The organism is Nocardia vulneris, assembly GCF_001613425.1.
In the GTDB taxonomy this organism is placed as follows: domain Bacteria; phylum Actinomycetota; class Actinomycetes; order Mycobacteriales; family Mycobacteriaceae; genus Nocardia; species Nocardia vulneris.
Window position 1 is genome coordinate 1 of the sequence record NZ_BDCI01000022.1, and the last position, 14,451, is coordinate 14,451.

The 14,451-nt window shown below is 69.6% G+C and carries 14 protein-coding genes; 6 read left to right on the plus strand and 8 right to left on the minus strand.

Annotation, left to right across the window (positions count from 1 at the left end; genetic code table 11):
* Positions 1–136 precede the first annotated feature (136 nt).
* Positions 137–688, plus strand: coding sequence for an Rv2240c family protein (locus NVU01S_RS23180; RefSeq protein ID WP_043671601.1), 552 nt, complete (start codon positions 137–139; stop codon positions 686–688).
* A 2-nt stretch (positions 689–690) separates the two neighbouring features.
* On the opposite strand, the gene NVU01S_RS23185 is transcribed toward NVU01S_RS23180, so the two are convergent.
* The 3 genes from NVU01S_RS23185 to NVU01S_RS23195 all read right to left on the minus strand — a co-directional run bounded on the left by NVU01S_RS23185 (position 691) and on the right by NVU01S_RS23195 (position 3,608).
* Complete coding sequence (locus tag NVU01S_RS23185) at positions 691–1,449, minus strand: alpha/beta fold hydrolase (protein WP_043671604.1); 759 nt, start codon at positions 1,447–1,449, stop codon at positions 691–693.
* 31 nt (positions 1,450–1,480) lie between these two features.
* Positions 1,481–1,915: a hypothetical protein gene (locus tag NVU01S_RS23190; RefSeq protein WP_043671606.1), complete on the minus strand. Its 435-nt coding sequence runs from the start codon at positions 1,913–1,915 to the stop codon at positions 1,481–1,483.
* Between the two features lie 103 nt (positions 1,916–2,018).
* Positions 2,019–3,608: an FAD-dependent monooxygenase gene (locus NVU01S_RS23195; protein ID WP_043671609.1), complete on the minus strand. Its 1,590-nt coding sequence runs from the start codon at positions 3,606–3,608 to the stop codon at positions 2,019–2,021.
* A gap of 81 nt (positions 3,609–3,689) precedes the next feature.
* Between NVU01S_RS23195 and NVU01S_RS23200 the strand changes: the two genes are divergently transcribed.
* Complete coding sequence (locus NVU01S_RS23200; RefSeq protein WP_043671612.1) at positions 3,690–4,406, plus strand: TetR/AcrR family transcriptional regulator; 717 nt, start codon at positions 3,690–3,692, stop codon at positions 4,404–4,406.
* Here NVU01S_RS23200 and NVU01S_RS23205 read toward each other — a convergent pair.
* Positions 4,397–5,833, minus strand: coding sequence for a three-helix bundle dimerization domain-containing protein (locus tag NVU01S_RS23205; RefSeq protein WP_244467272.1), 1,437 nt, complete (start codon positions 5,831–5,833; stop codon positions 4,397–4,399). The two genes, NVU01S_RS23200 and NVU01S_RS23205, sit on opposite strands and share 10 nt — an antisense overlap.
* Positions 5,834–6,078: 245 nt before the next feature.
* Here NVU01S_RS23205 and NVU01S_RS23210 point away from each other — a divergent pair, with 245 nt between their 5' ends.
* Positions 6,079–6,882, plus strand: a complete 804-nt coding sequence (locus NVU01S_RS23210; protein ID WP_043671877.1) for an SDR family oxidoreductase — start codon at positions 6,079–6,081, stop codon at positions 6,880–6,882.
* 10 nt (positions 6,883–6,892) lie between these two features.
* On the opposite strand, the gene NVU01S_RS23215 is transcribed toward NVU01S_RS23210, so the two are convergent.
* Entirely contained in the window at positions 6,893–7,369 is a 477-nt protein-coding gene (locus NVU01S_RS23215; protein WP_043671617.1) for a Dps family protein, read from the minus strand.
* 70 nt (positions 7,370–7,439) lie between these two features.
* A complete protein-coding gene (locus NVU01S_RS23220; protein WP_043671620.1) occupies positions 7,440–8,369 on the minus strand; it encodes a LysR substrate-binding domain-containing protein in 930 nt (309 codons plus the stop codon).
* A 145-nt stretch (positions 8,370–8,514) separates the two neighbouring features.
* Between NVU01S_RS23220 and NVU01S_RS23225 the strand changes: the two genes are divergently transcribed.
* Positions 8,515–9,519: a YeiH family protein gene (locus NVU01S_RS23225; RefSeq protein ID WP_043671623.1), complete on the plus strand. Its 1,005-nt coding sequence runs from the start codon at positions 8,515–8,517 to the stop codon at positions 9,517–9,519.
* A gap of 167 nt (positions 9,520–9,686) precedes the next feature.
* On the opposite strand, the gene NVU01S_RS23230 is transcribed toward NVU01S_RS23225, so the two are convergent.
* Complete coding sequence (locus NVU01S_RS23230; RefSeq protein WP_052280663.1) at positions 9,687–11,342, minus strand: DUF885 family protein; 1,656 nt, start codon at positions 11,340–11,342, stop codon at positions 9,687–9,689.
* 50 nt (positions 11,343–11,392) lie between these two features.
* Complete coding sequence (locus NVU01S_RS23235) at positions 11,393–11,968, minus strand: TetR/AcrR family transcriptional regulator (protein ID WP_052280664.1); 576 nt, start codon at positions 11,966–11,968, stop codon at positions 11,393–11,395.
* 129 nt (positions 11,969–12,097) lie between these two features.
* Between NVU01S_RS23235 and NVU01S_RS23240 the strand changes: the two genes are divergently transcribed.
* Both NVU01S_RS23240 and NVU01S_RS23245 read left to right on the plus strand, forming a co-directional pair.
* Positions 12,098–13,420 carry a family 1 glycosylhydrolase gene (locus NVU01S_RS23240; RefSeq protein WP_043671625.1) on the plus strand — a complete coding sequence of 441 codons (1,323 nt, stop codon included), beginning with the start codon at positions 12,098–12,100 and terminating at the stop codon, positions 13,418–13,420.
* A gap of 56 nt (positions 13,421–13,476) precedes the next feature.
* Positions 13,477–14,391, plus strand: a complete 915-nt coding sequence (locus tag NVU01S_RS23245; RefSeq protein ID WP_052280665.1) for an esterase/lipase family protein — start codon at positions 13,477–13,479, stop codon at positions 14,389–14,391.
* Positions 14,392–14,451: the final 60 nt, after the last annotated feature.

Consider the following 14,451-nt stretch of genomic DNA (forward strand, 5'->3'; position numbering starts at 1 on the left):
GCTCGGCCCGTAGGTATCGATTGCTCATCTATCCAGGTCTGTGCAGGTGACGACCCCGCCCGTCACGACGTACGGTCGAAAGGTCCGGCAGCGGGCAGCACCGGCCCGGCCGGATCTGTCGAGGGAAGGGGCCGACATGCACGGACTCGAACGGACCGGACTGCTCGCCGCGGGCGCGGCGACCGCGGCGGGCGTATTGATCATCGGCGCCTGTTCGCAGCAGGTCTCCGGCACTGCCGAGGTGAACCGCACCGATCTGGCCGCGTACACCTCGGAGGTCACGGCCTCCTCGATCGCGGCGTCCTCGGCCCGCGCGGCCGCCATCGAACGCGCGACCGGGTCGGCCTGTGATGCCTTCCTGGCCGCCAACGGTCGTTCGGTCCAGGCCTTCAACGATTACATCGGGCTGACCAACGACCGCGGCCGTAACGATCCGGAGGCGAACGGCAAGGCCGATATCGCCGTCACCGCGCTGCACGACGGCGCGCGGTCGGTCGACCAGAAGGTGACCAAGGAAGTGCCGTCGAACATCGCGGACGTGCTGCACGCCTACCGCGACGACACCAACGCCCTCGCCGACACCCTGGCCCGGCGCGCGGACACGGACACGCTCAACGCCAGCATCGACAAGTTCAACGCCACCAAGGACACCGCGCTCGCGGCCTGCGCGGGCCACGGCACCCGGTAGCGCTACGCGGCGCGTTCGAAGAACTTCTCCAGCAGCGCGTTGAACGGCTCGCCGGTGTCCGGCACCAGATGGCCCATGCCCGGACAGACCGCGCGCTCGGCGCCGGTCTGTTCCGCGATCGCGTCGCAGACCGCCTCGAACGCCGCCGAGTGCCCGCCGGACACCGCCAGGATCGGGAAATCCGCGTCACGCAGTACGTCCAGCGGCGGCGCCGCCTCGTCGGGCGGGCGCGCACCCTGCAACTGCCGCATCCCGGCCACCAGGACCGGCGGGATCGACGCGCCAGGCAGGGCGGGCACACCGACGACCTCGAAGAACTGCCGCAACGCGAGCTCGGGCGCGCGGTCGACCCGTTCGATCAGCTCGCGGGTGGCCGCGCTCATCGCGTCGACCTCCGGGTTCCCGCGGGCGACGCCGTAGAGCGGCGGTTCGACGACGGTCAGCGACCGGACATTCTCGGGTCGTTGCGCGGCGGCGTACATCGCGACGATCCCGCCGTAGGACAGCCCGACGAGATGCACCGGCCGGTCGAGCAGCTGGGCCGCGAGCAATCGGGCTTCCGGCTCGAAATCCTGCCTGGCATAAGGTGTTTCACCATGGCCGGGGCGGTCCGGGGCGAGCAGGGTCCAGCGGCTGGTCAACGGGCGCTGGGCGCGCCAGGTTTCGCGACCGCCGAGAATACTGCCGTGCACCAGGACCACCGGCGGCCCGTCGCCCCAGCGGTGCACGTGCAGCCGGATATCGGAATTCGGTGCGTTCATCGTCGACCTCCTGGGCTGACTGTATCGATCGTCACCGCGGTGTGGGCGGCAGGCATTTGGTCCGGTTGACCTCGGCCAGGTGCAGGCTCGCCCGGGCGAGGTCGGGCCCGACCGATTCGATGGTGGCCTCCCCCTTGGCGATGGCCCGGTAGCTCGCACCGATCGTGCCCAGGTCGCCGGCCGCTTCGGCGGGCGCGATCGCCTTCAACTGATCGAATTGGTCGGCGGCCCTGGCGTATTCTTCCGGCTTGATCTCCGCCTTCGTGCTCAGCTCCCGGGTGCTGCGCGACAGTTCCACCGTCGCCTGGCAGTAGTCGCCGGGCAGCGCATTCGCGGATGCCGCTGCGGCGCTGGTGGTTCCGGCGACCGTGCCGGGGCTCGCGGCGGTACCGCGGTCGGCGGAGCAACCCGCGCCGGTCAGGACGAGTGCGGCCAGTGCGAGGGGGCAGAGTATGCGGCGGTTCATGGACGGTTCCTCCGGGAGTGGACAGCGGATGCTGTCACCGATACTTCGGGCCGGACGTCTCACCGACCTTTCACTCGCATCTCAGCAGATGCACCCACGCGCCTCAGCACCGGTCGAGCAGCTGTCGCAGCACCGCCGCGAGGCGTTCGGCCGGTCGCGCCACCATTTCCCTGCTGCGCCAGGCGATGACCTGGTCGGGACGGACGAGAACCGCGCCCGTCGCGTCGATACCCACCCGCGACGGCCACTCCGGCACTTCGATCACGATGGCCGACAACGGGATTCCCAGACTTTCCGCCGCCTCTTCGGCTGCCTGCACCCAAGCCACACCGTCGGCACCGGCGAGCAGCACGAAGTTCGCGCCGACGAGGTCCAGCGTCGAGCGCTGTGCGCCGATCCAGAGATGCGGGAGCCGCGAACCCGGGGTGCCGTCCAGCACCAGCGCCACGTCCTCGGTGTCCGGCAAGCGCGGATCGGGGTCGATCACGGCCGCCGAAGCGTAGCGGTAACCGAGTTGCACCACCGGCGCGGCGGCCATGCCGACGGCGGTCCGCGCCGGTCCGGCCGTGGAGCTGGTATCCCAGTGCAATCGCGGGTGGGCCACCCGCAGCAGCGCCTGCGTCAAGGTGTCGGACGCGACCGATCGACGCTCGATCGCGTAGGTCGCCAACAGGCCGGGTCCGGCTTGCCCGCGCAGCACCGCGGCCAGCTTCCATGCGAGATTGTGCGCGTCGGCCGCGCCGGTGTTCAGCCCGAACGCGCCCTGCGGCGGCACCGCGTGCGCCGCATCGCCGACGAGGAAGACCCGGTCCACTTGGAACTCGTCGGCGAGTAGACCCCGTGCACGCCAAGGCAACCGGCTCAGAATCACGAGTTCCAGCGCCGGGTCACCCACGGCCGTGCGGATCAGCGCCCGGCAGTGTTCCGCGGTGAAGTCTTCGGCCGACTGACCGTCCTCCGGGCGGTAATCGGTATGGAAGATCCAGTCTTTCGCGCCGTCCACCGTGACGAACATGCCCGGCGCCGGACCGGTGACATCACAGGTGGTGAAGTGCCGTCCTCGCGTGTAAGGGCTCAAATCGGCCCGGAAGAGCATGCTCATCTTCGGATTACCCAGGGCGCCTGGGCCGGTCGTGCCGATGCCGAGCGCTGCGCGGATGCCGCTGCGGACGCCGTCGGCGGCGATCAGGTACTCGGCCCGGACGGTCGTGCCGTCGTCCAACTGCGCGGTGACACCGGACGCATCCTGTTCGATCGACTCCGTCCGGGTCGAATACCGCAGGGTGGCACCGTATTCCGCCGCGGCGGGGGCGAGCACCGAGTCCAGCCGGTCCTGCGCGCAGATGCCGCGAATCATCGCCGGGCCGATCTGGCCGGGGCCCCACCCGATCCAGGTGGGCGGGGCAGCCGGGCCGTCCGGCAGGTGCACCTCGGCGAGCGTCGGGCCGGAGAGCTTGCCGAGGCTACCCTCCGACATGTCCACCGCGAGCGCGTCGACCGCATCGGCGAGCCCGGCCTGACGCAGGAATTCCATGGTGCGCGGGCCGAGCCCGGTGGCCCGGGGATGGATCGAAAGTTCCGCCGCCTGCTCGACCACGAGAGGCGCGATGCCACACTGCGCCAGGAAAACCGCAGCGAGCAGCCCGACCGACCCACCACCCACGATCAGCACAGGAACTCTCGTGTCGGACATCCGCACTCCTTCTGGCTACATCGTTCTCATTATGGCTACACTGTAGCCATAGCTTCTGGCGGATCGCAACGAAGGGAAACGATGACGCACTCGCAGCAGCCGGCCGCGCTGGTCTGGACCAAGGAGCAGCGCGCCCCCAGCCGCCGCGCCCCCAGCGTGGACCGCATCGTGCGCACCGCCGTCGAACTCGCCGACCGCGAGGGCCTCGACGCGGTGTCCATGCGCCGGGTCGCCGCCGCGCTCGCCTCCGGCACCGCGTCGCTGTACCGCTATGTGGCCGGGCGCGACGATCTGCTCGACCTGATGATCGACGCGGTGCACGGCGCGGCACCGGTGCCCGCGCTCACCGGCGACTGGCGCACCGACCTGCGCGCCGTGGCCGAGCACACCCGCGCGACCCTGATCCGGCATCCGTGGCTCGGCACCGAACTCACCGGCAGGCCCGCGCTCGGCGCGAATTCGCTACGCCTGCACGACCTCGCGCTCACGGCGGCCGGATCGTTCACCCGCGACATCACCCTCGCGGCGGCCATCGTCGACACCGTCCAGGCCTACGTCTCCGGTGCCGTGGCCCAGCAGTTGGCGGAGGAAAAAGCCCAGCGCCGAACGGGACTCACCGAGGACCAGTGGCAGCAGTCGGTCGCACCCTACATTCGCGGTGTTCTCGACAGCGGCGACTACCCCGAGTTCGCCAGGCGGGTGCGCGAAGCCACCGATCCCGATGCGGCGCAGCGCTTCACGTTCGGACTGGACTGCGTGCTCGACGGGATCGCCGCCCGTCGACCGGATCAGTTGTAGGACCTGCCGACTCCGTCGAGCAGCCGCTCCAACGTGTCGAAGGTGGGCGTGGTGATCACATCGGCCAGGTCCGGCGCGACCCGCACATTGTGCTCCGCGGCTACCGCGGCGAACTGGTCGGCAGCACCGGTGCGGAAGCCGTGTTCGGCGGCCAGCCGCTGCAATTCGGGGTCGGTGGCCAGCAGGCGCCCGATCCGGTCGCCCGGCTCGCCGAACGGCACCAGCGTGTGCCGGGACAGGATGGTCGGCGTCGGGTACAGCATCGTCATCTCGGGCTTCAGCAGCCCGCGCACCGCGGCGTCGACGAACTGCGCCTCATACATCCAGACCAGCGGCGTCGGCCCCATCCCGGTCGCGAGATAGGTCTCGAACGGCCCCTCGCTACTGCTCTGGGTGTACCCCTGGCCGACGAAAAGCCTTGCCACCGTAGGCAAGATGTTCTCCTCGGCGGAGCTGCCCTGCACGATGGTGTTGTTGTTCGCGACGTAGCCCGCGATGGCGAGGTACATCGCGGCCGAGTTGGAGCTGCGCGGGTCGGTGGTGGAGATGAGCACGTTCTTGCTCGTGGGGTAGACGTCGTTTGCCGTGAGCTGATCCCACCGCGTGTTGTTGCCGACCATCCGCAGGTAGGGGCCCATGTCGAAGGTCGGCACCGGGCCCTGATGCACCACACCGGATTTGGCCAGCAGCTCGGCGATCGGCGTGAACGTCGCGATGGCCAGCGGGGAGGAGAACGGGATGTACTTCGTACTCACATTGCGCTGCCGCTGGATTCGCTCGGCGGCCTGCTCGCTGGACGGAAAGGCGAAGTCGTACTTCGCCAGATCCACCGACGTTGCGATCTGGCGCGACCCCGCCGAATCCACCGCTGCCCGCAGACCGTGGCGCGCGAGCACGTCGACCACCTTCGGGTCCTGGAAGAACGACATCTTCTCCGAGCCGACCACGCCGCGCACAACCGCGAGCGGGGCCACCGGCGCGGCGGTCGTCGACGGCGAGTTCGGCTGCCGCACCGCCGATGCCACGGCGACGACGGTCACCACGACCAGCGCGGCCACCACCGCGCCGACCACGGCAGGCACGAAACGTTTACTCGCCGACCATGGTTCACGCAGGTCGTCGGATTCCACGGCGGCGGTCGACACGGCGCGGTGCGCGGCAGTTCCCTTGCGTCCCTTGCGCATCTTCACTTTTCCCGCCGACGCGGCCGGTGTCGGCGGGACCGTCTCGGGCGCGAGCTGCCGGCGCGCGAACCGCTCGACCAGAATCGGCACGAACTGGCGCACCGGATGTCCGTCGAACCGCCTGCGCCCCGCCCCGACCACGGCTTCGATGTGTTCGGCCGAGTATGTGCCACCGAAGTTTTCGACCAACCGCTCCGTCATCTGACGGATCGCCTGTTCCTCCCGAACAGTGTCGGCAACCACCACAAATCTCCTCGGCCCGTCCATCGGATCACGTCTCGCGACGGCCCGCCCGGTCTGTCGCGCCGGCCAACCCTAGCCGCAACCGAGGCAGGGAAAAGGCGGCCGAATGGGCCTGCCCGCAGAAATTCAGGACAACCTCGCCGGGCCGCCATCCTCCGTTGCACTCGCGTTTGCCGAGTCGGCCCGCGCGCGCGGACGCGCCGAACGGCTATCGTCGGCAGCAGTCGCGGAACAAGGAGATGCTCATGGGTCGGACCGCAGTTGTCACCGGTGCTTCGTCCGGAATCGGGAAGGCGACCGCCGCGGCGTTGGTGACGCGCGGCTATCGCGTGATCGGGACCAGCCGCAAACCCGAGGGGATCGAGCCCGACGCGCAGGTGCCGGGCGTGGAGTACCGCGCGCTCGACCTGACCGACAACGCCTCGATCGAGGCGTTCGTCGCGGGGCTCGGCGAGATCGACGTGCTGGTCAACAATGCGGGCGAGAGCCAGGCGGGGCCACTGGCCGAGCTGCCGGCGGACGCGGTGGAGCGACTGTTCCGGCTGAACGTGCTCGGGCCGGTCGCCCTCACCCAGGCCGTGCTGCCCGGCATGCGCGAGCGCCGCTACGGCCGGGTGGTGATGGTCGGTTCGATGATCGCCAGCTTCCCGATGCCGTACCGCTCGTCCTACGGCGCGACCAAAGCGGCGCTGAAGGGCTTCGCGGTGGCGGCGCGCTTCGAAGAATCGCCGTTCGGCGTGTGGCTCACCACCGTCGAGCCGGGACAGATCAACACCGGACTGCGCGAGCGGCGGACCAAATACCTCGACGAGGGGTCGCCGCACACCGCCGACTTCACCCGTTTCATCGCGAAACTCGATGAGGCGCAAGGTAAGGGGATCACCGCGGACAAGGTGGCGGACACCATTGTGCGGGCGATCGAAGCCGACCGCCCGCAACCGCTCTACGCCGTCGGTAGCAACGCGCCCATCATGTTCGGGGTACGGCGACTGCTGCCGCGCACGGTGCTGGAGCGACTGATCGCCCGGGTGCACGGCCTGTCGCGGTAGCCCGGCGCGCTCAGCCCGCCAGCTGCGCCTGCCACATCCAATGCAGCTGCTCCAGCCGGGCGGCGAAGCCGATGAACAGATCCTGGGTCACCGGGTCGGCCGTCTCCGTCGTCGCGATCCGCTCGCGCAGCCGGCTGATCACCGCCGCGAGGTTCGCCACGACCTGGCTGATGACCTCGGTGTCCTGCTGCCAGCCGTCGGGGAAGCCCGCCGCGCCCGACTCCTTGGCGACGGTCTCGGCCCGGCCGTCCGGGCTGACGCCGATCGCGGTGGCCCGCTCGGCCGCCGCGTCGGTGAAGTCGCGCGCCGCCGTCACCAATTCGTCCAGCGCCAGGTGCACCGACCGGAAGTTCCGCCCGACCACGTTCCAGTGCGCCTGCTTCGCGATCAGGGACAGATCGATCAGGTCGACCACCGTGGCGCGCAGCGTCTCCCCCGTGATCTTCTGCTGTTCCGGGTCGAGGGTGCTGGTGATGGGCTGAGTCATCGTTCACGCCTTTCTTGTCGGAGCCATGTCACCGACTGCCTACCCCGATCCGCGGCGCTGAATCCCCCGCTCACCAGTGACGCGCGCCATGTGACTCGAGTCGCGCGGCGTGCTCGGCGAGGATCCCGGCCGCGCCGGCCGGTGGCGTCTGTTTGCGCCAGATCGCCCGGAACTTCCTGCTCAGCACCACCGGTCCGGCCACGCACACCTCGACGAGGGCACCGCTGGCGAGGTCGCCCGCCGCGATCAACCGGCTCAGCACCGCGGGCGCGACAGCCGAGCGCGCGGCGGCACAGATGGCAACCGCCGACCCCAGTTCCGCCGCGGGCCGGGCAGGCTGACATTCCGCCCCGAGGATCTCCCACACCGTGTCCCTGGTGCCCGAGCCCTGCTCGCGCCACAGCAGCGGCGTCGTCGCCAGCTCGCGCAGCGTCACCGGTTTCCGGCGGCGCGCCCACGGGTGCGACTGCCCCACGACGACCACCAGTTCGTCCGCGCCGAGCACCCGGCTGCTCAGGCCGGGCGGCGGATGCGGCCCCTCCACGAACCCGATATCGGCGACCCCGTCACGAACCAGCGCCTCGACGTGCCTGGTGTTGTCCACCTCCAGCGATACCGCCACCTCTGGGCAGCTGGCACGTAACGCGTTGAGCCACTGCGGAATGCGATGATCCGCGATGGTCTTCGAGGCGGCGACCCGCAAATGCGGCACCTCCGCCGCATGCAGCGCCGCGACCCCGGCGTTGAAGGACCGCGCGGCCTCCAGCACCAGCCGAGCATGCGCCACCACCGAGCGCCCGGCCTCGGTCAGCTCCGACCCGGTGGGGCCGCGATCCAGCAGCCGCAACCGCAACCGCCGCTCCAACGCGCTGACCCGCATACTCGCCGCGGGCTGACTGATCCCGTGCTGGCGCGCCGCGGCCCCCAGACTGCCCAGTTCCGCCACGGACACCAGTAGGTCGAGCACGTCCAACTCTGGTGTCCCCGGCGGTAGCCTCATAACCATCGATTATGTGTGACGACGACCACTCCGACATCCCCACAACCGCCCACACCCCCATCAGCCGCACTTATCAGCTCCGGTTATGAGGTAGTGCCGGATCGGTGGGTACTGCGAATTCCCGGACGGATCGAATGTTGTAGGGGTGACGCGCTTTAGACGGTTCGGGCCGGGTTTGCTGCTGGCGGCGGGGATAGCGACGGTGGCCACCGTGCTCGGCCGACTGGTGCCGGTGATCGGTGCTCCGGTGCTCGCGCTGGTCATCGGCGCGCTGGTCAGCGCCGCCGGCCGGGGGGCCGTTTCGGATACGGGCCGGTTCGGAGCAGGCTTGATCGCGACCAGGAAGCGCCTGCTCGGGGCCGCGATCGTGCTACTGGGCCTGGGGCTGCCGGTCGGATCGGTGCTGACGGTCGGGCGGGACACCGCAGTGGTCCTGATCGGCACCCTGGTGGTGGGTGCCGTTGCGGCCGCCGTCATCGGGAGAATGCTTGCGCTGGAACGGGAATCGGCGACGCTGGTGGCGGTCGGCACGACGATCTGCGGCGCTTCGGCGATCGCGGCGGCGACGGCGGTGCTGAAACCGGACCGGGACCGGGTGGCGTACGCGCTCGGCACCATCTTCGTCTTCAATGTCGTTGCCGTGCTGGCCTATCCGCCGCTGGGACGCTTGCTTGGCCTGTCCCAGGAAGCGTTCGGCCTGTGGGCGGGCACCGCGATCAACGACACCTCGTCGGTGCTGGCGGCCGGGGTGATGTTCGGTCCCGCCGCCGCGCACTTCGCGGTGATCGTGAAGCTCGTCCGCAGCCTGATGATCGTGCCGATGTGCCTGGGGTTGTATTTCACCAAGCGCCGCACCGATGCGGATGCGAGCGCCAAAAGCACCATCCTGCACTCCTTTCCACTGTTCGTGGTGCTGTTCCTCGTCGCCTCCGTGGTCGCCGGACTCGGCGTGCTGCCCGGCGCGGCGGCTCCGGCGCTCGCCCACCTCAGCGCATGGCTGATCGCCGCGGTCCTCGCCGCGATCGGCACCTCGCTCACCTGGCGGCAGCTGCGCAGCGCCGGAACACGTCCGCTGCTGTTCGGCGGACTGCTCGCGGTGATCCTCGGCGTCTCCAGTCTCGCCCTGCAACTCGCCACCGGATGGTGGTGAGTGTGTTACTGGACAAAGCATTCCGGCGCGAGGCGCCGACACGCGACGAGGCGCGACGAGGCGCGACGAGGCGCGACGAGGCGCGACGATCAGGCAATGCCCGGCGCGCGCCACGATCTGGTCGCGATCCGCCGTCGCGGGGCGGGCACGGACCTTCCGGCGAACGCCTAGTTCGTCTGCCGATCACCCACGGCGGCACCGCTTTCGGCCAGTCGATCGGCCTCGTCGAGATGATCGCGCAAGCCGAGGTATTCCCAGCGCTGCAAGGCCAGCGGCACGTTCCCTTCACGCCACAGCCTGTCGTGGAAGGCCTTCAGCTCGAATTCGCCGCCCAGCTCGCGCACCGCGGTGCTGAGCAGATCCTGGATCTGCAATTTGCCGATCTGGTAGCTGAGCGCCTGGCCGGGGAATCCGGCGAAGAACACGGCTTCCTCCCACGCGGTCTCGCGGTCCACCGGCACATCGATCGCGAGCCGGTCGGCCGTCTCTTCGATGGACAGCTCACCCAGCGCCAGGGCGATATCCACTTCGACCCGTAACGCCCGCAGCCGCATGGCATTCGCCACGAAGATCGCGCTGGCCGGCGCCTCGTCGAACAGTCCGGCCTGCCACATCAGTTCTTCGTAATAGAACGCGATGCCCTCGTTGGGCACCGAGTCGTAGAACCAGCGCCGGGCCGGATTGTCGTGCCGCCAGCCGAACGCGACCTGCTGCGCGTGCACCCCCTCGTGCACGATCGCGGTGCGGGCGTCGAAGGCCGCGGCCTGATCGAAGTAGGGCAGATCCGGTGTCGGGTCGGGGACGTAGCGCAGGGCGTCCTCGTCCCGGCGCGACGGCCCGGTCAGGTCGTCGGTGACGCCGAGCCAGGTGAGCGGGGCGAGATACGGCGGCAGCGGGGCGAATCGGTAGTGCCGCAACGATTCCGGCTGACCGAGCAGGCCCAGTCCGTCCGCGAACTCGCGCACCGCCAGTTCGTCCTTGTGCTGCCGTTCGACGTGCTCGTGCGCGTCGGCGGGCAGCGGCGGGCTCGGCGCATCCCGGTAGCGGGTGCGCAGCGCCGTCTCGGTCGCGACCGCCCGGTGCCATTCCTGGCGACCCATCGCCCGCAACTGCTGCGCGGAATACGGCAGCAGCGCCACATTGTGCAGGTAGTACGCCAGCGCCTCCGGCCCGACCGGCTCGGTCTCGCCCAGCTCGGGCAGCCGCTCCGCCAGCCAATCACGATAGGCCGCAACGGCATCGGCGGCGACGCGGGTCGCGGCGGGCAGTTCGGCGGCGTACTCGGCGGGCAGGAACGGGATCAGCGCGGTCAGCGCCGCTTCGAGCGAACCGGCCGACTCGTCGAGCAGGCGCACCGCGCTGCGGGCGAAGGGTGCGCTCGCGTGCGCGGCGAGATTCGCCCTGGCCTGTTCGAGCACCAGCGGCACGTGCCGCAGCAACGCGCTGATCGAAGCGGCCCGCGCGCCGTCGAACGGCGGCGGCGCCAGCAAGGCCGCATAGACGGCGCCGAGACTCTGTTGCACGTAGAAACCGGGATTGCGTTCCCAGCCGCGGATCAGATCCAGCTCCCAGTGCACCTTCGCCAGTGCCGAACCGAGCAGCCTGCCGTCGACCTGCACCGCGACCGGCTCGTCGGACAGGTCGAGCGCGGCATGCCTGCGGGCGAACTCGGCGAGCACCGTCCGGCGGTCCGCGATGGCCGCCGCGGACCAGTCGGGCAACCAGCCCGCGGGACGTTCCACCCGGGGCAGGTCGTCGCTCGAATCGGGCGCCGTCGCGGTCCGCCAGTTCCAGAACTCCTCGGCAAGCTTCGCTAGACCCATATCCGCACAATACAATTCGGCTCCGACAGGTGGCGCCGAAGCGGACTCCGCTATCGCGCGGCATCCCCGACATAGCGACGCCAGCACGACTCGAGCTCAGCGACCATATCGATCGTCGGGTCGATCAGCCAGCGCGCCTGCAAACCGTCGGCAAGCGCGAAGAACATGGTGGCCGCGGCCTCGGCGTCGATCTCGGCGGACAGGGTGCCCGCCTGCTGCATCGCACGCAACGCCCCCGCGAACCCGGCGGTGCCGAAGCGGTACCGCTCGAGCATGTAATCGTGCGCCGGGTGGCGCGGGTCCGCGGCGGCGGCCTGCATGTGGGTGAACAACTCGATCAGTCCCGGCACCTGCGTGTTCCGCCGGATCACCGCCACGAAGGCCGCCGGCGCGGCGCCGCTCATCGCCAGCAGATCGAGTTCGTCGCGCTTGCGCAACACCGCGACGAACAACTCCTCTTTCGAGCCGAAATAGTGCAGCAGCCCACCCTGGCTCAACCCGACCGCGTCGGCCAATTCGGCGACGGAGGTGGCCAGGTAGCCCCGCTCGGCGATGGTGCGCAGCGCGGCGTCGAGGATCTGCTCGCGCCGTTCGATGCCTTTGCCGTAGGGGCCCCGTTTCGCCACCGAGCCAGTGTAGTCAGCCGTCGAGCAATCTTGTCATCCAAAACCGAGCGCTGTACGGTTTTCGTAACGGACCGTCCCCAACCACCGAAAAGACGGCGGTCACCTCTACGAACGGGAGCACACCACCCGATGCGACTCCGTCTGCGCGGCCTCGGCTTGGCCGCGGTGGCCGCCGCCACGCTCATTCAGGGACTGCCCGCCACCGCCGCCGCGCGGCCGGAGCCGCCCACACAGGTCGCGCCGCTGGGTCCGGACTTCCTGTGGGGCGTCGCCGCCTCCGGCTACCAATCCGAAGGCCATGCGCCGGACAGCAATTGGCGCCGTTACGTGGAGGCGGGCAAAACCGAGGACCCGTACGGGAATTCGGTCGACTTCTACAACCGCTACGCCACCGACATCGACCTGGCCGCCGATCTCGGCACCCGGGTGTTCCGGATCAGCGTCGAATGGGCCCGGGTGCAGCCGGAGCCCGGCGTGTGGTCGGCCGAGGGATTCCGCTTCTACGACAACGTGATCGCGAAGATCGAGGCGGCGGGGATGCGCCCGATGATCACGCTCGATCACTGGGTGTTCCCCGGCTGGGAGGTGGATCGCGGCGGCTGGCACAACCCGGGCATGGTCGAGGATTGGCTGGCCAACGCGCGCACGGTGGTGGACCGCTACGCCGCCGCCGACCCGCTCTGGGTGACCTTCAATGAGCCGACCTTCTACGGGCTCAACGAATTACGGCACGGGGGGATCCCGGCCGTCGACGTGCCCGGCATGCAGAACAGGTTGGCGCAGGCGCACAACGCCATCTACGACCACATCCACCGGGTGCAGCCGGGTGCGCTGGTCACCAGCAATGTCGCCTACATTCCCGGCGGTGAGGACGCGATCAACAAGCCGTTCGTCGATCAGGTCGCTGCACGGCTCGACTACATCGGGATCGATTACTACTACGGCAGCTCGCCCGATACCGTGACCTCGATGGCGCAGAACCTCACCCGGCTCTGGCAGAACCCGCTGCAGCCCGAGGGCATCTACTATGCCCTGCAACACTATTCGCGCGCCTTCCCCGGCAAGCCGCTCTATATCGTGGAGAACGGCATGCCCACCGAGAACGGGCTGCCCCGTCCCGACGGTTATGCCCGCGGCGACGATCTGCGCGACACGATCTACTGGATCCAGCGGGCCCGGGCCGACGGCATGAACATCATGGGCTACAACTACTGGAGTCTCACCGACAACTACGAGTGGGGCAGCTACACACCGCGGTTCGGGCTCTACACCGTAGACGTGCTGACCGATCCGAGCCTCACTCGCAAACCCACCGACGCCGTCGCCGCCTACACCCGCATCACCCGCGAGGGCGGTGTCCCGGCCGACTACCGGCCGACCCGCGCTCCCCAGCCGTGCTCGCTGGTCGATCCGCCGGCCAGCTGCAGCGATCCGGTCACCGTACCGCGCTGAACCACCGCATGATTCGCCGATGACACAGCGAAACCGCTCGCGCAGAGGAGATTTCGATGAAGACGACGTGGCGCAGGGTGCTGCTGGCAGGCCTCGTGTGCGGACTCTGCGCGGCCGGCGCACCATCGGTTCCGGCCCTCGCAAATCCGGCCGGCTCGGGCAGCGCGGTGCTCGGCAAGGACCCGGACGGCAGCATCCCGCCCGCGGGGTCGGACGACTGGTCCTGCCTGCCCACCCGGGCCCATCCCCGGCCGGTCGTGCTGGTGCACGGCACCTGGGGCAATCAGAACGACTGGGACGTGCTCGCACCGCGGTTGAAAGCCGAAGGCTACTGCGTCTTTTCGCTCAACTACGGACGCGATACGTCGAGTGTGCTCGGCGCGCTGCCGGGAATGTACGCCACCGGCGACATACCCGCCTCGGCCGGTGAACTCGCCGCCTTCGTCGACCGGGTCCGCGCCGCCACCGGCGCGGCGCGGGTCGACCTCGTCGGTCATTCGCAGGGTGCGCTCGTTTCTCGCCAGTATGTGCGCTTCGGTGGCGGCGCGGAGCAGGTCGCGCACCTCGTCTCGCTCGCGGGCACCAATCACGGTTCGACGATGCGCGGCGTCGCGACCCAGCTCCCGCCGGGCATCGCGGCGGCCTTCCCCACGGTGCTGACACCGGTCGCCGGAATCGCCGCGGCACAACAACTCGTCGGCAGCGACTTCCTGCGCACCCTCAACGCGGGCGGCGACACCGAGCCGGGCATCGACTACACCGTGATCGCCAGCACCCGCGACGATGCCTCCACCCCACCGGAAGCCACGTTCCTGCAGGCGGGTCCGGGTGCGACGGTCGACAATGTCTGGGTCCAGGACTTCTGCCCCACCGACGTTTTCGACCACGGCACGCTGCCGCAGTCGCCGACCGTCGGCTATCTCGTCGAACGCGCACTCGAGCCCGGCTACACCGGCGTCGCGTGCGAATAGCCCGGTGCGACAAGGACGGGCGGTAAGGCTGTCGCCTTACCGCCCGTCTCGTTCCTCGCG